Genomic DNA, 21,518 nt, shown 5'->3' with positions numbered 1-21,518 from the left:
AAGGGAAATTTTGGGGCTATTATGGCTGAAAACGCCCGGAAACCCTAGCGCAATGAATGAATCACCCATCATACTGATAGACGCTTCGAGCTTTCTTTACCGCGCCTTCCACGCCATGCCCGACCTGCGCACGCACACCGGCCAGCCTACCGGTGCGGTATTTGGCGTGCTCAACATGATCCGCCGCCTGCTGCGCGAGCGTGATCCAAAGTATCTCGCCGCGGTCTTCGACGCCCCCGGACCCACCTTTCGCCACGAACGCTTTGCCGAATACAAGGCCCAGCGCCCGGCCATGCCCGATGATCTGTCGCGCCAGACGCCCATCATCCATCAGGCCATCCAGCTCTGGGGCATCCCGCTGCTGCAGGTGAGCGGAGTGGAGGCTGATGACGTGATCGGCACACTGGCGCGGCGTTTTGCCGCCATGGAGCGTCAGGTGCTGGTGGTGACCGGCGACAAGGACATGGCCCAGCTCGTCGATGCTCACGTGCATCTCTATGACAGCATGAGCGAGCGCTATCTCGATGCCGAGGGTGTGTTGACGCGCTTTGGCGTGCCGCCGCACTGCATCCAGGACTATCTCGCCCTGGTCGGTGATACCTCCGACAACATCCCCGGCGTGCCCGGCGTCGGTCCCAAGACCGCCGCCAAATGGCTGGCCGAATATGGCAGCCTGGATGCGCTCATGGAACACGCCGACAGCATCAAGGGCAAGGCCGGCGAGAGCCTGCGTGCCTGCCGCGAGCAGTTGCCGCTCTGCCGCGAACTCGCCACCATCGATACCGCACTGGACCTGCCTTATGATCTTGCCAGCCTCGCCCGGCGCCCCCCGGCCGTCGATGAGCTACGCGAGCTGTTTCGCGAACTGGAGTTCACCAGCTGGCTGCGCGAGCTGGAGCAGGTGCAGGGCGGCATGAGCCTTTCCGCCGCCCAGGGCAGCGCCATCGATCGTAGCCGCTATCGGGGCATCTTCACGCTCGAAGATCTGCAGGGCGTGCTGGTGGCCCTGGAAGCAGCCCCCCGGGCGGCCCTGGACACCGAAACCACTAGTCTAAACCCGCTGCAGGCCGAGCTGGTGGGCCTGTCCTTCGCCTGGCAGCCAGCGGGCGCCGACTGCCCCGAGGCCGTCTACATCCCGGTGGGTCACGACTATCTCGGCGCCCCTGAGCAGTTGTCGCGGGCACTGGTGCTCGATACCCTGCGGCCCTGGCTGGAGAGTGCCGAGCACCCCAAGCTCGCCCAGAACTTCAAGTATGACCTGCGCGTGCTGACCCGCCACGGCATCCATCTGCAGGGCATCGCCCGCGACACCATGCTCGAAAGCTACGTGCTCGACAGCACCCAGTCGCATGACCTCGACAGCCAGGCGGAAAAGCGTCTGCAGCATCAATGCATCAGCTTTGCCGAGGTGGCCGGCAAGGGCCGTCAGCGCGTGCTCTTCTCGCAGGTGGCCGTCGATACCGCCATCGCCTACGCCGCCGAGGACGCCGACGTCTGCTATCGCCTGGACAGCGTGCTGTGGCCGCAACTGGAGGCCGAGGAGCGGTTGAAGGCCCTGTTCAAGCAAGTGGAGATGCCGCTGGTGCCGGTGCTCGCGCGCATGGAGGATGCCGGCGTACGCATCGATCCCGCACCCCTGGCGCTCTTGAGCGAGGAGCTTGCCGCCAGCATGGCGGCCATCGAGGGCCAGGCCCATGCCATCGCTGCTCAACCCTTCAACATCAATTCGCCCAAGCAGATCCAGGAAATCCTGTTTGACAAGCTGCAGATTCCCGTCACCAAGAAGACCCCGGGCGGGGCGCCGTCCACCAGCGAGGAAGTGCTTTCAGCCCTGGCCGAAAACTACGAACTACCGCGCCTGATCCTGGAATATCGCAGCCTCTCGAAGCTCAAGAGCACCTATGCCGACGCCCTGCCGCGCATGATCGATCCCGCCACCGGGCGCGTGCACACCAGCTTTCATCAGGCCGTGACCTCCACTGGCCGGCTTTCGTCCTCCGATCCCAATCTGCAAAACATCCCGGCGCGCACCCAGCAGGGCCGGCGCATCCGCCAGGCCTTCGTCGCCGCCCCGGGACACCTGCTGATCAGCGCAGACTATTCGCAAATCGAACTGCGCATCATGGCCCATCTGTCCGGCGAGCCGCGTCTTTTGAAGGCCTTTGCCGAGGGTGAGGACGTGCACACCGCCACCGCCGCCGAGATCTTTGGGGTCGCGCCCGAAGCGGTTGATGGCGAGCAGCGTCGCCGCGCCAAGGCGGTGAATTTTGGTCTGATCTATGGCATGAGCGCCTTTGGCCTGGCGCGTGAACTCAAGATCGACCGCAATGAGGCGCAGCGCTATGTGGATCGTTATTTCGAACGCTATCCCGGCGTGCGCCGCTACATGGACAGCATGCGCGAGCAGGCCCGGGAGAAGGGTTATGTCGAAACCCTGTTCGGCCGGCGCCTCTATGTGCCGGACATCCATTCCAGCAACGCCAATCGCCGCAATTATGCTGAGCGCACTGCCATCAACGCGCCGATGCAGGGCACGGCGGCGGATCTGATCAAGCTCGCCATGATCGCTGTGGATGCCTGGCTCGCCGCCGACCCGGCGCGCGGGCGCATGATCCTGCAGGTGCATGATGAACTGGTGCTGGAAGTGCCGGAGGCCATGGTCGGGGAGGCGCGAGAAGCGTTACCCAGATTGATGTGCGGCGTGGCGCAACTGGCCGTGCCGCTGGAGTCCAGCGTCGGCGTGGGGGCCAATTGGGAAGCGGCGCATTGAGCACTGCCCGGTCTGGATTCTGGCAGCATCCGCCGGGGCTTGCCATGCTGTTTTTCACCGAGATGTGGGAGCGCTTCAGCTACTACGGCATGCGCGCCCTGCTGGTGCTTTATCTCGTGACCGCGCTTGGCCAGGAGCGTGCGGCTGCCCTGCAGGTCTATGCCATCTACACGGGGCTGGTTTACATTACCCCCATTCTCGGTGGCTGGCTCGCCGACCGCTATCTCGGCGCCCGCCGCGCGGTGCTGCTGGGCGCGGGCCTGATGGCGCTCGGCCATTTTGCCATGGTCTTTCCGGCCCTGTTGCACCCCGCACTCGGGTTGCTCGTCATCGGCAGCGGCTTTTTCAAGCCCAACATCTCCACCCTGGTCGGTTCCTTGTATGGTCCGCAGGATCCACGCCGCGACAGCGCCTTCACCATCTTCTACATGGGCATCAATCTCGGGGCCTTTCTGGCACCGCTGGTCACCGGGACTCTCGCCGCGGCCTATGGTTGGCATTATGGCTTCGCCGCAGCCGGAGTCGGCATGTTGCTTGGTCTGGCAATCTTTTGGCGCGGACAGCGCTGGCTGGGCGATGCCGGCCTGCCGCCGCCGCGATCCGGCAGGATTGCCGAAACACCCCTGGCCCTGACTGCCGCCGAGTGGCGCCGGGTGCTGGGGCTGGCTATTGTATCGGTATTCATCATCTTTTTCTGGATGGGTTTCGAGCAGGCTGGCGGCACCATGAATCTCTTCGCCGAGCAGCATACCGAGCGCGAGATCCTCGGCTGGACCTTCCCGGCGGCCTGGTTCCAGTCGGTCAATCCCTTGTTCATTCTGCTGCTCGCGCCATTGCTGTCCTGGATCTGGACGCGTTGGGATGCCTCGCGTTTCGCCCTGCCGGTCACCGCCAAGATGGCGTTTGGCATGTTGCTGCTCGGGCTGGGCTTCGTGGTGCTGGCCCTGGCCGAGACCCAGGCCGGGCAGGGGCTGCTCGGGCCTGGCTGGCTGCTTGGCGCCTATTTTCTGCATACCCTGGGCGAACTGTTCCTGTCGCCGATTGGGCTTTCGATGGTCAGTCGCGTGGCGCCGGGCCGGGTGCTGGCGCTGATGATGGGGCTCTGGTTCGCCGCCATGGGGGTGGCCAGCTATCTCGCCGGCACCCTGGAAAGCCTGCTGACGCGCTGGGATCTGCCGCTCTACTGGTTTCTGGTGGGCACTTCCGTCGGAACCGGACTGCTGTTGCTCCTGATCACGCCCTGGCTGAGCCGGCTCATGGCAGGAACGCGCTGATTACAATGATGCTTTTGCGCCGGCATGTGTGAGGTCGACCGAGTCTGAAAAAAATTTTATCAGCCAAAAGAACTTTGTGAACTTTTTTGGCAGGGCTTAGTCTTAGCTTCAGATGGTCGCGAGACCATCCGGTCCGCTCCTATCCTCCCTGGGCGGGCCGTGAGTCCTACCCACCCAATCAGGACTCATTCTTGGCCCCGGTTTTCCCCTTTTCCGGGGCCTTTTTTATTCCGGTTTTACTTCCATTTCGATTGCCAGCCATTCCCCGAGCTTCTGATGCGCCTCGCCGATCCCGGACTTTTCGGCCGCGGAAAAAAGCTGCATGGACAGTGTGTCCGTCTGGTGTTCGCGGCGCAGCCTGGCCAGGACCTGCAATGCGGCGCTGCGGCTGAGCTTGTCGGCCTTGTTCAGCAGCACATGCACCGGCTTGCCGAGCTCATGCGCCCAGTCGATCATCATCTGGTCGAAATCGGTGAATGGATGGCGGATGTCCATGATCAGCATGATGCCGCGCAGAGACTCCCGCTTTTCGAGATAACGCTCGATCAGGCCGCTCCACTGACGGCGGATCTCGGCCGGGGCACGGGCATAGCCGTAGCCGGGCAGGTCCACCAGGCGCCGTTCGGGATCGATATCGAAATACACCAGTTGCTGGGTGCGGCCGGGCTGGCTGCTGGTGCGCGCCAGCCCTTTCTGGTCGACGATGGCGTTGAGGGTGCTGGACTTGCCGACATTGGAGCGTCCGGCGAAGGCCACTTCATACCCTTCATCGGGCGGCAGCTGGCTCGGGCTGGCGACATTCAGTCGGTATGTCGCCTGGCGTAGGGCGGGGATGCGGAATTTTTCGGTATTTGTCATGGCTCGGGAGAATATTAGTGGATCATTTGACAGGCAAAAGACGGGTTGGTATAAACGCCAGACAAGGCCTCAAGGCCCCCGTGAGGGCGGTAAACCCGCATGGAATAAGCAAATTTTTTGCAATGATGCCATAAGTACGGTTTATTGTCACCGCCTGTGTGCATCGACCATTTCCCGAAGCGAATCAGCTTTTGCAAGGAGTGAAGTACATGAAAAAACAGTGGGTTCTGGCGGCGGCTGTCGCCATGCTGGTGGGTTCTGGCGTGTCGCAGGCTGCTCCTCTTGGGGATGCCGCGGCTGGACAGACGGCTTCAGTGGCTTGCGCCGCCTGCCATGGCGCGGATGGCAACAGTGTGGCGCCGACCTTTCCGAAGCTGGCCGGCCAGCATCCGGACTACATCGTCAAGCAGTTGAGCAATTTCAAGGCTCACACGCGGAATGATCCGGACGCCGCCATCATGTTCGGCATGGCCGCGCCTCTGGATGAACCCACGATGCGCAACCTGGCCGCTTACTTCAGCAGCCAGCAGCCGGTCAAGGGTGCAGCCACTGATCCGGCGCAGATCACCAAGGGCAAGGCCATCTATCGTGGCGGCATTGCTGACCGCAATATTCCTGCCTGTGCCTCCTGCCATGGCCCCGCTGCCCAGGGCATCTCGCCCCTGTTCCCGCGTCTGGCCGGCCAGCACAGCATGTATGTCGTGAATCAGCTCAAGTACTTCCAGAGTGCCCAGCGCGCCAATGATCCGGCCATGATGATGCGCTCCATCGCCAAGGACCTGACCGAGGCGGACATGCAGGCAGTCGCCGCTTATCTGCAGTCCCTGTAAGTACCTCTAACAAAACCTTTGGACATGGCGCCAGGCGATGAGGGCACAGCCGAGTTGGAGGAAGGCCTGGTGGATGTCGGCCCGGCGCTCGTAGCGGATACGCAGACGGCACATGCGGTGCAACCAGGAAAAGGTGCGCCCGACTTTCCTGCGGCATTTGCCCAGGCGTTCAAGGGATTGGATGTCCCGCCGTGCAATGCGGGGGCGAATACCGCGGCGTTGCAGATACTGGCGCAGGTAGGGGAAATCATAGCCCTTGTCGGTATGCACCTCACGGGTCGCCGGCGAGGGTGGCTAGGCCGCGGCGCTTGCCAGTCGCGCAGCCTGCGCCAGCAGGTCGTGCCCGAGCCATAGCCCATCTCTTTGGGCGGGTGTTCCCAAGGAATGCCGGTACGTAGTATAAAGAGGATGTCGGGCAACGCTGCTTGATCCGGTAGTCGGAGTCATCCACCCCTCAGGCGTGGCGGATGGGGCGGCAGCAAGGGTTCGATCTTTGCCCACAATGCATCATCCAGCAGAGGCTTGGCCGTGGCACGCTCCTCTCGATACGAGCTAGGAGCAAGAAATGGCTATTTTGTTGGGCACTGTAAGTATCCGGTGACAGTGATGAAAGGCATCAATCAGGTTTATTCGAACCGCACCGCTTCCGGATTGGCCGGCATTCCTGTCGTTCCCTTTCCGCTGGTGGCGCTGGCCGCCATTCTGCTCGCTTTTATATCGTATGCGCTGCTGGTAATGGTCGGACAGGAGTCAAAACTGTTCTGGCTGAGCGGCGTCCTTTTGGCTGTTGCCGTTGCCTATTCGCTGGTTCGCCTCTTCGGCGAACTGATCGCGCTCAGGGCCCTTGAAGCGGGCATCCATAAGGCGCGGGAAGGACTTTTGGAGCCTATTGCTCCGGTTTTCGAGAGCTGGACGAGCGGGGGACGGCTCATCAATGAGTTCAGCCAGACAGTCAGTACCCTGAGCCTGATGTTCCGGACCGTCGAACAATGCCAGGACCGGTTCCTGAACGAGCGCAACCGCTTCATCACAATTCTGCAAAACCTTCCGGCGGCGCTGCTCAGCGTCGATGATGACTTGATGATAACCGTTGCCAACTTGCAGGCCGACAGGATGTTCGCCGTGCCATCCGGCAGCCTCACGGGCAAGAACATCTTCGAGATCATGGATTTGAACGAGCATGACCGCGAGCTGTTGCGCGACGCTTTTCTGTACAAGCGGTCGGTCGGCAACCAGGAAATCATGCTCAGGATGAACGGAAAATCATCTTTCTATTCGCTCAATCTCGGTTTCTACAACAGCGATGAGGACGACCTGAAAAGCGTACTGATCCTGCAGGATATCACCGAGTACAAAAGCCTGATGGAAAGTCTGTCCACACGGGAAAAGCTCGTGGCCATGGGGCAGCTTGCGGCGGGTGTGGCGCATGAGCTTAATACTCCGCTGGGCAATATTCTTGGATATGCCCAACTGCTGCAAAAGAACTTGAATACGGACGCGCTGATGGGTGGTTATGCAAAAGTGATTGTGGATGAAACACAGCGCTGCTCGTTGGTGATCAATGAATTGCTAAATTTTGCCCGCAAGGACTCTTGCAATGGCGAAACATGCGACCTGAATGCGCTGGTCCAGGAGCTTACGGAAACCTTTTTGAACTGCAGGCTCAAACGTTACCGCATTGATATTGTCCTGGATCTGAGTCCCGAGCAGTTGATCCTTGAAGGAGGCTGCGGGCAACTGGACATTGTATTGACTAATCTTCTGATCAATGCGATCGATGCGTTGGAAGGAGTCGAATCCCCGAAAATCGTCGTCAACACTTGGGCCGAGGATGGCTACGGTCTGATTTCTGTCAGCGACAACGGCCCAGGCGTACCTGAAGCAATCCAGGCGCGTCTGTTCGATTTGTTCTATTCTACCAAAGAGGTGGGGAAGGGAACCGGCCTGGGGCTATCCATCAGCCAAGCGATTGTCGCGAAGCGCGGTGGTTACATCAAATATGATGCCCAATATCAACAAGGGGCAAGGTTCATCGTGAGGTTGCCGTCGGTGAATTTGGACAGAGTTGCAGCATGAAAGTTCATGTCGCCAGTCTGGAGAACTCGGAATCGGCAGAAGTCCCGGCTCAGCATAAGCAGCCGGTCATACTGGTTGTAGAAGACGACTCCAACATGCGCAAATTGATCCTGGCCGTCCTTGGCGAGTCGGAACTCGATTTTTGCACGGTCAGCCTGGAAAATGCCACTGAGGCGATGGACTATATCGAGACCCACAACGTGGCCGTTATCGTCACGGACCTGCGCATGCCGGGCCCCGATGGGATTACGCTGCTCAAGTTCGTCAAGTCCAGGGACCTCGCGATACAAGTGGTGTTGGTGACAGGCTTCGGTACCGTGGAATCGGCGATCGACGCGCTCAAGGAAGGGGCATTCGACTTTGTCCAGAAGCCTTTTGATATCATCAAGTTGCGCAATGTAGTCGAGAACGCACTGAAATTTTATCTGGTCGCGACAGAAAACCAGCGCTTGAAGCGGGCCAATCTCGTCTACTCCGAAGGCGCAGACCTCATCGGACAGTCGCAAGCCAGGGAACGTCTTGAGAAAATCATCAATGCGGCGGCCAATTATGACTGCACTGTGCTTATCAGCGGAGAAAGCGGCAGCGGCAAGGAAGTGGTGGCGCGACAAATTCATTTGAGGGGCAGCCGCGCAGACAAGCCGTTTATCGCAATCAACTGCGCGGCCATCCCGGAAACGCTGGTCGAAAGTGAACTGTTCGGCTACCGCAAAGGCGCTTTTACCGGTGCAGACAGAAATAAGCCAGGCATGTTCGAGTTTGCTAACGGTGGCACGCTGTTTCTTGATGAAATCAACAACGCACCGCTTTCGCTCCAAGCCAAACTGTTGCGCGTGATTCAGGATGGATCTTTTTTTGCTGCGGGTGCGACAGAGGCCACGCAAGTCAACGTTCGCGTAGTGGCCGCCACGAACCGGCCCATCCATAAAATGGTTGAAGAGAAGTCGTTCAGGGAGGACCTGTACTATCGCTTGTCCGTGTTGGAAATCTCTGTGCCTCCTTTGCGCGAGCGCCGCGAGGATATTTCGGTGCTTGCCTATTATTTTCTCAACAAGCATGGGACAAGGCTGGGGAAGAAAATCAAGGGCCTTAACAATGCGGTGATGAGCGAATTGATGCGCTATGACTGGCCGGGCAATGTGCGCGAGCTGGAAAATGTCATTCAGAGAATGATCATCATGGCGGAATCGGACCACATTGAGCCGAATGTGCTGCCCCGGCAGTTTTACATGGATGACATGCCTGCAAGGAGGGCGTTGGACTACATGCCACTGCAAAAGCTGGATGATATTGAAGCCTATTTCATCAAGAAAACATTGCGCGAGACCCGCGGTGACAGGTCGCTGGCTTCAGAAATCCTTGGAATCGACAAATCGACGCTCTGGAGGAAAATCAAGCGCTATGGAATAGAAGAGGCGTAAACTCCTTCGCGGAAGGAGCCGAAGACTTATGGAACGTTGCTAATGTCGGTAAAAACGAGGGGGCTTGCCAGCAATCATCTCGAAGGCTTGCAGACGGCAGCTTCTACAAGGTGGGGGATATTGTTGATTTATGTGGCCTTGTTGGTTGCACTGGTTGTGTTGATGGCCAATTGGACGTGGCGTTTTGCCGAACTCGGCGCGGCCCCGAGCAAAACGCTTCCTGCCACACAGGATGGAGAGACCGGACTGGAAGATCTCAAGGTCATGCATCTGTTCGGAAAATCAGGGCCTGGCCAAGGCGAGAGGCTTCCTAAGATAGCACGAACTTCGCTCAATGTAAAACTTCGTGGCGTATTTACCGCTATAGGCGGCGCCGAGGCATTTGCCATTCTTGCGATTGACGGCAAGGACGAGGTTTTTTCGGCCGGGGCGCAAATCATGCCTGGCGTGGTTCTTGAGTCGGTGACTACAGATCATGTGCGACTGCTGAACAATGGCATTCCGGAAAGGCTCGACCTTGGCAGTTTGGGGCGCTCTCTTGATAAGATGCAGAACACAATCTCGATTTCCGCAAACGATATTAACGCGCTCTTGGCGAATGCGCAGAATGTCGAATTCGAGCTGAGGCAGCCGCCGGGCGGCGAACGGCAACTGGTCTTGGCAAAGGCGACCAGCGAAGTCGAGAAGCTCGGGCTTCAGAATGGAGACGTTCTCCGCACGATAAATGGCATTAGGATAAACAATGTCGAGGACTTGAATCGTCAGCTCCTGAGTTCGGCGGCAAGCCAGGAAATTACGCTCTCAGGCGAGCGCAATGGCCAATCGATGAACCTTACCTATAAGGTACAGCGGTGATCAAAAGAATTTCTGCCCGACTTTACGCTTCGATCTTGAGCGTGGTTCTCACCTCCGGCGCAGTCGCATGGTCGGCACCAGGGCAGGCTGCGCGCAGCGAGGACGACAAGGTCGTGCTGAACTTTGTCAATGCGGATATTCTTCAGTGATCAAGACCGTGGGTGAGCTGACAAGCAGGAATTTTGTCATCGAGCCGAGGGTCAAGAGCACGATCATAATTACCTCCGTCAAGCCTGTACCGCTAAACTTGGTTTACCCGCTCCTGCTGTCCGCCCTGCACATGCTGACCTTACCCCGCCGGGTATACCAGTGTTAAGTTCGGATTTGGGCTATCTGTTGTTGATTCAAACTGCCGCCGAAACATCTCCGGACTCAGTCCAACCCAAGGCGCTGTGTGGCCGCTCCTGATTGTAACCCTGTCGCCAGGCCTCGATGATTCTCCGGACCTCTTCCAGGCTGTGGAAAACATGTTGGTTCAGACATTCCTCCCGTAACCTGCCATTGAAGCTCTCGATCAAACCATTGTCAGTCGGCTTGCCGGGTCAGGTGAATTGCAGCTTCACGCCGTGTTCATCGGCCCAGCGGTCCAGCGCCTTGCTGGTAAACTCCGGCCCACTGTCCATCTGGAGCACGGCCGGCAGGCGACCCTATTGCTTTAGCCGCTCCAGCACGCGCACCACCCGCTCACCGGCTAGCGAATGATCGACCTCGATGTGTGGACAGCTCCGGTCCCAGCCATCGACCATCGTCAGTAAGCGCAAGCGCCGTCCATTGACCAGCGCATCACTCATGAAATCCAGCGACCAGCGCTGATCGGGCCCGGTCGGCCCCGGCCGTATCACGCGCAGATGACTGGGCCGCTTGCGCCGTCGCCGGGCTTCGGAGATCTCCAGCCAACCGTACTTGCTGCGCCATTTGTAAAACGTCACATCCGAGATGCCATGCTTGCGGCACAGGTCGGCCACCTTCAGGCCCGCCTCGGCTTCCTTCAATACCCCGATGATCTGCTCTTCCAAAAATCGCTTCTTCACGTCCAATCTCCTTCGGTTAGAGAGTTGGACCCCAAATCGACGCGCTACTCAATCCAGGGGAGACGTCGCCCTTGCCGCAGGAGCGCCTTCAGGCGCGATTCGCATTAGGATGCACAGCTTAAGCCGCTCCTGCGACGGAGTTTTCCGGGAGTCATCCAGCTCGTGGCGTCCCTTGGCGTCCAATGGAAATCCGGGTTGAAGTTGCCCGCTTTCCGTTTCATCCTCAAAAGAGCCTGAAATTGTGTTAAGCTTTTTTTGGAAGACTACTTGTGTCGGTCTTTTGTGAGGAGTAATGAATAAATCTATTATAAGGAGTTGACCATGCTACATAGAGTACAAACGACGGTTGTGGGCTTGGCGATGACCTTCATCATGTTGGCTTCGGCATCTGCGATGGCTGCTATGTCCACGGAAGATTTGACTAGGCTGAAGGCTTCCGGCGTTGGGGAAAGCGTCATACGCATGATGGTTGAGAATGGCTATACGGACGTTGACCGGATTCTGAAGCTCAGGTCTACCGGTTTCACAGATGAAACGATTTCTGCAATCATAAAGAGTGATCTCAAGACAACCAGTAGGCCTTTGCCGCAGCCGCAGGCGCACGCCGAAAAAACAAGAGCCTTCCAAGCCATGAACAAGCCCGCGAGCGGGCCTGATGCAAAAGCGGTCATTCAGACCTCGGGTGATGTAAAGATTGAGCAGTATATTGCATTGGGCGATCCGATCGTTCAGGAAAGCCTGAAAACACAGAATGCTTCAATAAGTTTGCTGGCAGACAACAAACTGAAAATAGAGTGGGATGGAAGCAAGATCCCGCCGAGCATAAGCAATCCGTTCGGAGGCGGAGCCTTCCCCAGCCCGTTCTATTGGGATATCGAGAAAGGCGATCGCTTGTTCATTTCGGACGAGAAAAGCAACTCCTTCGTCTTGCGCACGGGCAGGGCGCATCAAGGCAAACCGGAAACGGACAAAGCCCGCTATTGGCTTATCGAACTGTCCACAAACAATGCGGACCTCCTGCGCCGCGTAAAGTCGCTCGTTGCAGAATAACATCCAGATGAGGCCTCGGCGCGTTAAGACACGGAGTTTTCCGCCGGTGAGTCTGACGCCAGGATTCAACCCGGATTTTATTGGCGCGAAATCCGATGCCGTGAGAGCGGCTTTAGCCGGGAGCAATCCAGGTTGTCGCATCCCTTGGCGTCCAATGGAAAATCCGGCTTCAAAACCGCAATTACCTTTTGCCAGTGGTCTGCGCGGCAGAGCGCAAATCTGCCGTATTGGCTTGTGTTGGAGGCGTGCCGAGTCGAATTGGTCAGCGGCATCCAGCCCGGCTTGATGAGCCGGCATTCGCGGGCAAGCCTGGCCACTTGCACAAACAGGGTCCCAGTCTACACGCCGTCAGCTTATGACGGTTTTTTTGCGCCGGCGCATGCTTATCCCCCCCCTCTGTCACGATAGATGTCCGCTTGATTGATTTTAGGATTTGAGGGGACGGTTGGAGTGATGAAATGCCCAGCTACAGCGCTGAATTCAAAGAACAGGTTGTCAGGAAGATGATGCCACCGCACAATGAGACGGTGGCAGGGCTCAGTCGCGAGACAGGAATCTCGGAGGCGAGTCTATACAACTGGAAGAAGCAGTTTCGTGCAAGAGGATTTGTCGTGCCCAGGAAATCCACGCATGCCGACCAGTGGGATGCCAAGGCCAAGCTGGCTGCGGTGATTCAGACGGCATCCCTGAATGAGGCGGAGCGCTCGGCATACTGCCGTCAGCACGGTTTGTATCCTGAGCAGATTGATGCCTGGCGTGCCGCGTTCGAGGCGCAAGACGTGCAGGCCCCGGCGAGCAAGTCGGATTTGGCGGCGGAACGCAAGAAGACCCGGGCCTTGGAAAAGGAACTGCGTCGAAAGGAGAAGGCGTTGGCCGAAGCCGCCGCGCTGCTGACCTTATCAAAAAAAGCCCAGGCCATCTGGGGCATCCCCGAGGACGACTGATTCCTCTTGAGATGAAACAGATGGCCATCACACTCATCGATGAAGCGGTGATCGCTGGCGCTCGCCAATCCCGCGCCTGCGCGGTGCTGGGACTGGCATGCCGCACCCTGCGCCGTTGGCGCAGCGCAGACACGCTGGTGGATAAACGCAAAGGCGCGGAGAGAAGGTCCTGCCCGCAGGCCTTGAGCGAACAGCAGAAGCAGGAGATCCTGGCGGCGTGTAACCGCCCGGAGCACCAGAGTCTGCCCCCCTCTCAGATCGTGCCGCGCTTGGCCGATCGGGGCATTTATCTGGCCAGCGAGTCGACCTTTTACCGGGTACTGCGTGAACACGGCCAAGCCAACCGCCGAGGCCGTGCACGGCCGCCCAGAACGCTGCCCCGACCCCAGGCTTGGGTAGCGCAGGCACCGCAGAAAACCTGGAGTTGGGACATTACCTTCCTGCCCACGGCCGTTCGTGGACAATTCTACCGACTGTACCTGGTGATGGATGTTTATAGCCGCATGATCGTCGGCTGGGAAGTCCACCACGACGAACGCGCGGAACATGCCGCCACCCTCATCACCAAGGCGTGTCTGCGTCATGATGTACGGCAAGCTGGTGCTACATGCAGACAACGGCTCGCCAATGAAAGGCGCCACCATGTTGGCGACCTTGCAGCGGCTAGGCATCCTGCCCTCTTTCAGCCGCCCGGCGGTGAGCGACGACAACCCCTATTCCGAGTCGCTGTTCCGGACCTTGAAATACACGCCTGCTTACCCGAAAAAGCCGTTTGGATGCATAGAACAAGCCCGCCAGTGGGTGCTGCGCTTTGTCACCTGGTACAACACCGAACATCGCCACAGTGCCATCAAGTTCGTCACCCCGGCGCAGCGTCACTACGGACAGGAAAAAGCCCTTCTCGCGCATCGCAAAGCCGTATACGAGGCGGCGAAACGAACTATGCCGCAGCGCTGGAAGGGCCGCCCCACACGTGACTGGCAGCCAGTCACAGAGGTCTGGCTCAACCCTGATAAGCAGCACGCCACAGCAGATCAGAATTTAGAAAGCGCAGCATGAAAAACCGGACATCTTCGTTGACAAACACCGTCCCGGCCACTTGCCATTCCTGGATGATCCCACATCGCCAATGAATCCAAATTATCCATTGGCCTGGGGGCACCCAAGTCGGTGCCTTCAGGCGCGATCGGACATCGGCATTCGCGGCCAAAGCCGCTTCCAAGACGCCAATGGACAATCCGGGATGGAAGCCGTGGACGTATCGACCCGCCTCCGGGTTTGACGGGTATGCACGAGTCTTGGTGACGGGATGGCCGGCTGAGGCTGAAAGGCTAGGAGCCAAGTGCATTGCAAAGGCCTGATCAACCCATCCCCATCTCGTTGCAAAAACCAAGCGTTGCAGGGCTCTCCTCCACGCAAATTGCATTATTTTTCCTATCCCTCTTCCGGGTTTTTTTTAAGTCGTTGATTTATAAAAATATAATTTAATGGCACGATTTCTGCTTATAAGTTTGTACGATCGAGCAGGCTCAGTCATGGGGATGTCATCGTTGTGTTTTGGTTCGGAAACAAAAAAGTCGGCCCGGATTTGAGTGAGGAACGAATTGCCGAAGTGCCGGGACATGGGACGGTGCGAATCATGCGCTCCGCAGATTGCCTCGGTGCTGTATGCCCTCGGCCCCAACTGCTGGCCGTGAATCTGCTGAACGAGGTTGGGCCTGGCGAAGTCGTGGAGATTGTGACCGACAATCCGACGGCGGTTGAGGGGTTTGCCCCTCTCGCGGAAATTCTGCTTTGCACGCTTCTGGCTGTGGTGAAAGAGCCGGGGGGATGGCGTATCTACCTGCAAAAAAGCCAGTAGTGTCTTTCCGGGCCTGCCGGTATCGAGTTTGATCGTTTGTGGCTGCGGCCATTGATCCATAAGGAGGAAAATGTGGTGAATGATGCAGCGGAAATTGTTGTTTCAAAGCCGGGCGGGATGTTGAGCAAGAACGTTCTGCAGTCCATGGCGGTAGTGCTTTTCGTGGTTGCGGGCTCTGTTCTGGCTTTGTCCATCGATACGCGCTTTGTCTACCTGTTGGTGTATGTATGGTTCGGCCTGGCATATGGAATGTTGCTGCAGTACGGCCGTTTCTGCATGGCGTCTGCGGTGCGCGATCTTTTTGCCGTAAAAGTGCCGCGAATGGCGGTGGGTGTGATGATCGCGGTGGCGCTCTACTCGGTAGTTGCGGCCATGGTCACCATAAGCGGGTTCAGCACTTTCCACCCCAATGCCATGGGCTGGCACATCCTTATCGGCGCCACCATTTTCGGATTCGGCATCGTGTTCACCGGTGGCTGCGCTTCCGGCTCTCTCTACAAGGCCGGCGAGGGAAATATGAACTCCATGCTGGTCATCGTCGCGATTTCCTTCTCGCAGGCCATCGTAGTGACGGCGAGCGGCTGGTGGGACAACTTGGTTCCCCAGCACTGGATAGATTCTGCCGTGGCGAAAGGCATGCCGGAAGAGCTGTCGGTGACCAAGGGCTGGTTCGACATCTTCACCGCCGGTTATGTGTGGGATCTGAAAGGCGCGACAACTGCCGAACTGCTTGGCGCCGGCGGCACCGAGGCGGGAATTATTTTGTACAACACCGTGCTCACGGCCATTTTGCCCGTGATCGTCATTTTGGTTGCACTTTATCTTCTGTACTACCGGAAAAGCTATCTGCGCCGCACCAAAAATGCCAATCCCGCGCTGAAGGACGAACTCGCCGGGATTTGGGCCATGTGCACCTCGTCCAGGAACACCGCGATCGCGGGCATAGGCCTGGGCATTCTCGCCGGACTGCACATGTATGTCACCGGCGCGCTGCGGGAGCATTACGGAATTTACAACTTTGGCGAACTGCTCGCCGCCATGGGCTATACCGATGGGCTGTCGATCCAAGGCACGGTCTTTGATCCCGGCTACTGGTACATCACTACCCAGGAAGCGCAGTGGGGTGGATGGGCGCTGAACAAGCTCGGCGTCGAGAACATGGACAGCATCTTCTTCGGTCTGGACAACGGCCTGCCCAATCCTCTCCTTAATGCGCCCGGCTTCATGTCGATCGGAATCATCCTGGGAGCCTCAGTAATGGCGCTGGCACGGAAGGAATTCAAGTGGAAAACCCCCACGCTGGAGACGGCCTTCTTCGCCATCGTCGGCGGCACCCTGATGGGCATCGGCGCGCGGCTCGCCATGGGCTGCAACATCGGCGCCTTCTTTGCCACGGTCACCAATGGCGACCCCAGCGGCTGGATTTTCCTCGTCGGCATGACCTTCGGCGCCTATCTCGGTGTGAAAGTCTTTACCTGGTGGATGGACAGGGCTGCGGCCAAGACGGAAGCGGGAATCGGCCTGTAGCGTCCGCATGCGGCACAATCTTTTTGGTACTTATTTCAAGGAGAGACGTAAATGGCGATGAGTTTCAGCCAGACAAGCGAGCATGAATGGAAGCTGGATGTGTGCGGCTATACCTGTCCGCATCCGCAGATGTACACCAAGAAGGCGTTGCAAAAGCTCGCCTCCGGTGATGTGCTGACGCTGGTTTTCGACAACCCGTCCTCGGGCGAGTCGATCGCGGCAATGTGCGAGTCGGAGGGCAATGAGCTGTTCGTACGCAAGGAAGAAGGCGGTTCCTTTGTCTGGAAAATCAGGAAATATTGACCGTGAAACTGGGAATAGTGATTACCGACGAGGGCCATCTTTCCCTGACCAAGCAGCTGTTCGATGCGGCTGTCGGCCGCGGCTGGGAGGCGTTCTGCTTCCTGACCGACACCGGGGTCAACTTGTTGGCGGACGAGGATTTCGTTCGCCGGGCAAAGATTCATCCCAACCATGTCTCGCTCTGCGAGCACAGTGCCCAGCGCCATGCGCAGGGCCGCTATGACCTGGGTGTGATGAGCAGCTATGTCGTGGTTGGTGGGCAGTACCAAGATGCCGAACTTGTCTATAACTGCGACAGGGTGATGGTTTTATAGGACACGAATATGACAGAAAAGAAAAGAATTCTCATGATTGCAGCACAAAAAAAAGTCGAGGCATTGCGCATGGCGAGCGGCCTTACCTTGCTCGATGACGCCGTGTCGATAGCCTGCATGGTCAGGCTTCCGGAAGGCGCCGATGCGGCGGAACAACTGGAAGCGCTTGAGTTTTCCGAGGTCCCGATCGATGTTGTCGACCTCGGCGAGGAAAACGGTATCCAGGCACTGGCCTTACGAATTGTTGATTCTGACGTGGTGTTTTGCGTATGAGCGTAAAGAAAGTGTTGCTGCTAGAGCTCTCCCCCGAGCAGGCCTTGCCGGGCCTGGCGGAGGCCTTGCAAAGAGCAGGAGCGGAAGTGAGGCAGATGAGGCTGGAAGACTGCAACGCGGTGCTAGATGCGATCGAGCAGGGTTGGGTGCCGGTCGTGCTCAAGCCCCCGGCAGGGGATTGACGAATGGCGGTCTTGAGTTTCGGCCGGAGTATTGGCTGTGCCTGTTGCAAGGCGACTCTGACAAGCCTGTCAAGTTGAGGGGCATTGCTTGGCCGTACGGTGGGCAATGCGGCTTATAAATAAATTTGATAAAGGACTATTTATGAAAATGCACTTGAGCAGGAGCCGGGCCGGTGTCGCTGTCCTGGTGATGCTGCTGGGGCTGCAAGGCTGCGGCGAAGATGGTGGAGACAAGACTGCCGATGCGGTTGGCAGCATCAAGGTCAGTGCTGTAACAGACCTTCCCCAGGAGTCGGCTGACAATTATGACGACAATATAAACGGTCTGATTACCGCCGCCACACTCAAAAAATGGATCGATGATTGGCTGGTCAACCGGCCGGCCGGTATTACCGGAAAGCTGGTGATCCTGCAGGCGACGGCAGGAGAAACTAGCTACGAATACATCAAGCCGAATGGCGTCAATGTCGTGACCTATCTCACGTCTTCGGGCGAGTGGATACAAACCCGTGACAACGGCGTGATCGAGACCCCGAGCTTGGTCCCGGACGGGCAGGCGATGGATGTTCTGCTGAAGAAGTTCGCCATCGACCCGAGCAAGGACATGATCGTCGTCACCATGGGTACTGCGTCCCCCGTCAACGTCATGGCACAGGGTAGGATATGGTATGCGCTGCGCTACTGGGGTGTTGCGAAGGAGCATCTCGCCATACTGAATGGCGGGCATAAGTGGCAATTCGACAGCGGTGCCCTGGCCGCCTCGTATTTCTCGACCGGCGGCAGCACCCCCCCCAACAACGGGACCGCTTCCGTGCGCGATCTCAAGGTCGACAATACCATCCTCCAGGCCACCTTCGAGGACGTCATCAATGCGGCGAAATCTACCGACGTCAACGACCCGAACGATGGGGTCTTCATCTGGGATGCGCGCAACCTTGGCCAATACAGCTCGGGTGAGTATGTCGAGAAGGGCGAAGATACCGATACAAGCACCTCTGGCGTGCAGGCGTGTGCAACTGCCTATTGCGCGTCTTTGCGTCCCGAGATTTATCTTCCGTTCTTCCAGAACAACAACTCCAAGGGGGGGCATCCAAACGGCGCATTGCAGTTGCAATTCACCCATTTTCTCGACCTGACCAAGGGCTCGTCCTATCGTCCGAAGGCTGAGCTTGCGGCGCTGCTGAACGGCGATACCAACGCTTCCGGCATCGGCTTCGTTGCAGGGAATTACCAGCTGGTCGGAGCGGGCAATGCCTATCGGCCGGGCGATGTTATCTACACCTACTGCGAAACCACCTTCCGTGCCATGATTACCGGTTTCGCTAGCATGGCCATTCTTGGCAAGCCGGTACGTTTCTACGATGGCGCAATGGTCGAGTGGAACTCTCTGTCTTCAACCGAAGACGGTTCCGGCAATCTCATTCTCCCGGCCGATTCGCCCTGGAGGACCGACCGGACCGATCGAGCCTTCTTCCGCTATGCCAAGGATTCCATCGATCCTGTCACCGGCATTGCCGTCGGCTCGGGGGTCGTTGCCCAGCGCTACATTACCAACCCCTATGCCCCGCATGCGGATAAAATCATCCGTGCCGACAAGCGGTACAAGTATGGCGAGACCATCGATACGCAAGGTGCCAGCCCCATTGTGGCCAACCCGTGCGGCTAATGTCCACAGATACTTGATCTGCATTGCATAGTCGTGCTCCTATTGGCCCACGGTCCCACCGTGGGCTTTTTTTGGGTGAGATTGAAATGCGCCTGTTCATGTTCTTCCGCCATGGTTTTTGCCTGCTGGCAGGATTGTCCGCCATGGCTTTCCTGGGGGGGTGCGATCCAAGGCGGGAGCCGGTCGAAAATTTTCTCGAAAAGCACTGGCAGGACCCGCTTCCCCCGCAAGGGGCTCCACCGGCGGCTTTTTCCGCACTGGAAGCCTCGCTGTCAGTGCAGTCCTGCGCCCAGTGTCATGCCAGGCAATTCGAAGGCTGGAAGAGCAGCCTGCACAGCAAGGCGATGGGGCCCGGCATAGGCTGGCAATTGAAGCTAATGAGTCAGGAGCAAGGCAACGCCTGCCTGCGCTGCCATGCGCCGCTTGCGGAACAGAAGGCCCTAGTTGCGCTGGATCAGGCTTGGCCCAACGCCCCGCAGCATCCGATCCCGGAATATGTCAGCCGCGATCTGGCGCATCAGGGCTTGACATGTGCGAGCTGTCATGTGCGAGGACACCAACGTTTCGGACCGCCGCCGCGCATCGAGCCTAGTGAGGGCGGCCCGCATGGGGGATTCAGGGTATCCAAGGCTTTTGAGGACAGCCGCTTTTGCGCCACATGCCATCAATTTCCGGAAGACGGGCCGCAGATTGCGGGGAAACTACAGGAAGACACCTATCGGCAATGGCTAGCGAGCCGTTTCGCACGAGGGGGAGCAGGGAAGCAGACCTGCCAATCATGCCATATGCCGGACCGGCAGCATCTGTGGCGCGGCATTCATGACCCGACCATGACGCGCAAAGCCATAGACGTCAAGCTGTCGATCGCCGATCTGGGTGGCGGCAATCATGAGGCGGTGGCCGAGATTCTCAACTCGGGTGCCGGCCATCATTTCCCTACTTACATGGTGGCCAAGGTGGAATTGCTGTTCGTGAGGCGCGATGCCGACGGCAGCGTGCATGAATTTGGCCGTCAGATGATCGGCTGGCAGGTTGACACGCCCATCACGCGCGAAATAGCCGATACGCGCATTCCCGCGGGCGAGAAACGCGTATTCCGGCAGGCGTTTTCTGCCCCAGAGAATCGAGACTGGGAGATCGAAGTGATTCTTCGGGTTTCCCCGGGCGAGCATTACGAGCGGATTTATCGTGACAGCCTGCAACAGGCGAACAGGCTGCCTTTCGATGCCATTGAGTTGTTGCGCCACGCGCTGGCCAATGTGGAAGGCGCCCGCTATGAGTTGATGCGAATCCGTGCGGAAAAGCTTCCCTGACCTTACCCCATCAAGTGCACCAGTGTTAAGAACCCATCTCATAAATACTGTTTGAGCAGGATGAGGATGCAAGCGAGCTGGACGAAGCCGAGGAAGTTCTCGGGATGATACTCATAGCGCACCACCAAGCGCCGGTAGCTGTAGAGCCAGGCGAACAGGCGTTCGACCTTCCATCGGCGTCGGAAACGACGCAGGCAGCGCCCGTCCTGGGTTTTTGCTCGCTTGCGTCCGCGCCGATGCGGGGCAATGAGTTCAATGCCCCAATCGTGCCAGAGGCGCTGGTCCAGGGGATCACTGTCATAGGCCCGATCTCCGATCAAGCGCTCGGGGAGTGCTTGGGTGAAGCAGGTGTCGAGGGTGTCCTCGACGCAGCGGACCTCATGGGGTTGAGCACTTGGCGTGTCCATGGCGAGCGGGTTCCCGGGCGGTCTGCAATGGCCATGAGCTTGCTGCCCTTGCCCCGCTTGGTCTTGCCGATGCCGCGCCCCCCTTTTTAGCCGGCACGAAGGAGCCGTCGATGAAGCATTCCGAGACATCCAGGCCACCCCGCAACCATAGATCCTCGGCCAGGGCTTCCAGTACCCGCTGGAAGGTCCCGTCCCGCACCCATTGCTGGAACCGTCGATGGCAGGTCTGGTACGGGGGATACCGGTCGGGCAGGTCATGCCAGGGCGCGCCCGTACGCAGGATCCAGAGAATGCCATTGAGAACCGCGCGTGCGTCAATCCAGGGCCGCCCACGCCCATCCGCCCGGCGCGGCGGCACGGGGATCAAAGGCGCCAGTCTTCGCCATTGCGCATCCGTCAGGTCCATACCTCACCTCCACTCCGATCTCCTTATCATCAGATCCGGATTTGTGAGATGAGTTCTAGGGAACCTCTGAACAACGGCTGAATTCGGGCGCTGGACCCGGTGCTGGTCCGAAATCCGGGATTTCAGTCGCGTTTCCCGGTTTATCTGCCTGTTTGCT

18 protein-coding genes and 4 pseudogenes are annotated in these 21,518 nt (G+C 58.4%); 17 read left to right on the top strand and 5 right to left on the bottom strand.

From position 1 onward, the window contains the following. Window positions 1-52 precede the first annotated feature (52 nt). Window positions 53-2,770 carry a DNA polymerase I gene (polA, locus tag WOB96_RS07065; RefSeq protein WP_341370580.1) on the top strand — a complete coding sequence of 906 codons (2,718 nt, stop codon included), beginning with the start codon at window positions 53-55 and terminating at the stop codon, window positions 2,768-2,770. Beyond that, the gene (locus WOB96_RS07060; protein ID WP_341370579.1) at window positions 2,767-4,044 is read left to right on the top strand and encodes a peptide MFS transporter; all 1,278 of its coding nucleotides are present in this window, start codon (window positions 2,767-2,769) and stop codon (window positions 4,042-4,044) included. The genes polA and WOB96_RS07060 overlap by 4 nt, the downstream gene beginning before the upstream one ends. Before the next feature lie 225 nt (window positions 4,045-4,269). Here WOB96_RS07060 and yihA read toward each other — a convergent pair whose 3' ends face one another. After that, complete coding sequence (gene yihA / locus WOB96_RS07055; RefSeq protein WP_341370578.1) at window positions 4,270-4,902, bottom strand: ribosome biogenesis GTP-binding protein YihA/YsxC; 633 nt, start codon at window positions 4,900-4,902, stop codon at window positions 4,270-4,272. Window positions 4,903-5,111: 209 nt separating this feature from the next. On the opposite strand from yihA, the gene WOB96_RS07050 reads away from it, so the two are divergent. Beyond that, window positions 5,112-5,732 (top strand): c-type cytochrome, encoded by a 621-nt coding sequence (locus WOB96_RS07050; protein WP_341370577.1) that lies wholly within the window; start codon window positions 5,112-5,114, stop codon window positions 5,730-5,732. A 6-nt stretch (window positions 5,733-5,738) separates the two neighbouring features. Here the strand turns inward: WOB96_RS07050 and WOB96_RS07045 are convergent. Continuing rightward, window positions 5,739-6,250, bottom strand: a pseudogene (locus WOB96_RS07045) (transposase). 88 nt (window positions 6,251-6,338) lie between these two features. On the opposite strand from WOB96_RS07045, the gene WOB96_RS07040 reads away from it, so the two are divergent. From WOB96_RS07040 to WOB96_RS14480, 4 genes are all read left to right on the top strand, one after another. Next, complete coding sequence (locus WOB96_RS07040) at window positions 6,339-7,808, top strand: sensor histidine kinase (RefSeq protein ID WP_341370576.1); 1,470 nt, start codon at window positions 6,339-6,341, stop codon at window positions 7,806-7,808. After that, window positions 7,805-9,229: a sigma-54-dependent transcriptional regulator gene (locus WOB96_RS07035; protein WP_341370575.1), complete on the top strand. Its 1,425-nt coding sequence runs from the start codon at window positions 7,805-7,807 to the stop codon at window positions 9,227-9,229. The genes WOB96_RS07040 and WOB96_RS07035 overlap by 4 nt, the downstream gene beginning before the upstream one ends. A gap of 42 nt (window positions 9,230-9,271) precedes the next feature. Then, window positions 9,272-10,084 (top strand): type II secretion system protein N, encoded by an 813-nt coding sequence (locus WOB96_RS07030; RefSeq protein WP_341370574.1) that lies wholly within the window; start codon window positions 9,272-9,274, stop codon window positions 10,082-10,084. Window positions 10,085-10,229: 145 nt separating this feature from the next. Continuing rightward, on the top strand, window positions 10,230-10,400 hold the full coding sequence (locus WOB96_RS14480; protein WP_423229728.1) for a hypothetical protein: 171 nt from the start codon (window positions 10,230-10,232) through the stop codon (window positions 10,398-10,400). 28 nt (window positions 10,401-10,428) lie between these two features. Here the strand turns inward: WOB96_RS14480 and WOB96_RS14475 are convergent, their stop codons facing one another. After that, window positions 10,429-10,602 carry an integrase core domain-containing protein gene (locus WOB96_RS14475; protein WP_423229727.1) on the bottom strand — a complete coding sequence of 58 codons (174 nt, stop codon included), beginning with the start codon at window positions 10,600-10,602 and terminating at the stop codon, window positions 10,429-10,431. 351 nt (window positions 10,603-10,953) lie between these two features. Further along, a pseudogene (locus WOB96_RS14470) lies at window positions 10,954-11,115 on the bottom strand (transposase); the annotation flags it as partial. Between the two features lie 321 nt (window positions 11,116-11,436). On the opposite strand from WOB96_RS14470, the gene WOB96_RS07020 reads away from it, so the two are divergent. The 10 genes and pseudogenes from WOB96_RS07020 to WOB96_RS06975 all read left to right on the top strand — a co-directional run bounded on the left by WOB96_RS07020 (window position 11,437) and on the right by WOB96_RS06975 (window position 20,548). After that, window positions 11,437-12,165, top strand: a complete 729-nt coding sequence (locus tag WOB96_RS07020; RefSeq protein ID WP_341370573.1) for a hypothetical protein — start codon at window positions 11,437-11,439, stop codon at window positions 12,163-12,165. A gap of 458 nt (window positions 12,166-12,623) precedes the next feature. After that, window positions 12,624-14,168, top strand: a pseudogene (locus WOB96_RS07015) (IS3 family transposase). A 580-nt stretch (window positions 14,169-14,748) separates the two neighbouring features. Continuing rightward, the gene (locus WOB96_RS07010; RefSeq protein WP_341370724.1) at window positions 14,749-14,970 is read left to right on the top strand and encodes a sulfurtransferase TusA family protein; all 222 of its coding nucleotides are present in this window, start codon (window positions 14,749-14,751) and stop codon (window positions 14,968-14,970) included. Window positions 14,971-15,042: 72 nt separating this feature from the next. Then, window positions 15,043-16,497 carry a YeeE/YedE family protein gene (locus tag WOB96_RS07005; RefSeq protein WP_341370572.1) on the top strand — a complete coding sequence of 485 codons (1,455 nt, stop codon included), beginning with the start codon at window positions 15,043-15,045 and terminating at the stop codon, window positions 16,495-16,497. Window positions 16,498-16,548: 51 nt separating this feature from the next. Beyond that, entirely contained in the window at window positions 16,549-16,800 is a 252-nt protein-coding gene (locus WOB96_RS07000; protein WP_341370571.1) for a sulfurtransferase TusA family protein, read from the top strand. Between the two features lie 2 nt (window positions 16,801-16,802). Further along, window positions 16,803-17,114, top strand: a complete 312-nt coding sequence (locus WOB96_RS06995; protein ID WP_341370570.1) for a hypothetical protein — start codon at window positions 16,803-16,805, stop codon at window positions 17,112-17,114. Window positions 17,115-17,123: 9 nt separating this feature from the next. Then, on the top strand, window positions 17,124-17,387 hold the full coding sequence (locus WOB96_RS06990) for a hypothetical protein (protein ID WP_341370569.1): 264 nt from the start codon (window positions 17,124-17,126) through the stop codon (window positions 17,385-17,387). After that, window positions 17,384-17,569, top strand: a complete 186-nt coding sequence (locus WOB96_RS06985; RefSeq protein ID WP_341370568.1) for a hypothetical protein — start codon at window positions 17,384-17,386, stop codon at window positions 17,567-17,569. The genes WOB96_RS06990 and WOB96_RS06985 overlap by 4 nt, the downstream gene beginning before the upstream one ends. A 142-nt stretch (window positions 17,570-17,711) precedes the next feature. Then, entirely contained in the window at window positions 17,712-19,235 is a 1,524-nt protein-coding gene (locus WOB96_RS06980) for a hypothetical protein (RefSeq protein WP_341370567.1), read from the top strand. An 86-nt stretch (window positions 19,236-19,321) separates the two neighbouring features. Next, a complete protein-coding gene (locus WOB96_RS06975) occupies window positions 19,322-20,548 on the top strand; it encodes a multiheme c-type cytochrome (protein WP_341370566.1) in 1,227 nt (408 codons plus the stop codon). Between the two features lie 38 nt (window positions 20,549-20,586). On the opposite strand, the pseudogene WOB96_RS06970 reads toward WOB96_RS06975, so the two are convergent. Continuing rightward, window positions 20,587-21,361 (bottom strand): annotated as a pseudogene (locus tag WOB96_RS06970) (IS5 family transposase). Window positions 21,362-21,518: the final 157 nt, after the last annotated feature.

This window comes from Thermithiobacillus plumbiphilus, assembly GCF_038070005.1.
Lineage (GTDB): Bacteria > Pseudomonadota > Gammaproteobacteria > Acidithiobacillales > Thermithiobacillaceae > JBBPCO01.
The sequence above is the reverse complement of the archived record's forward strand: the minus strand, read 5'-3'. Positions and strand labels throughout refer to the sequence as shown.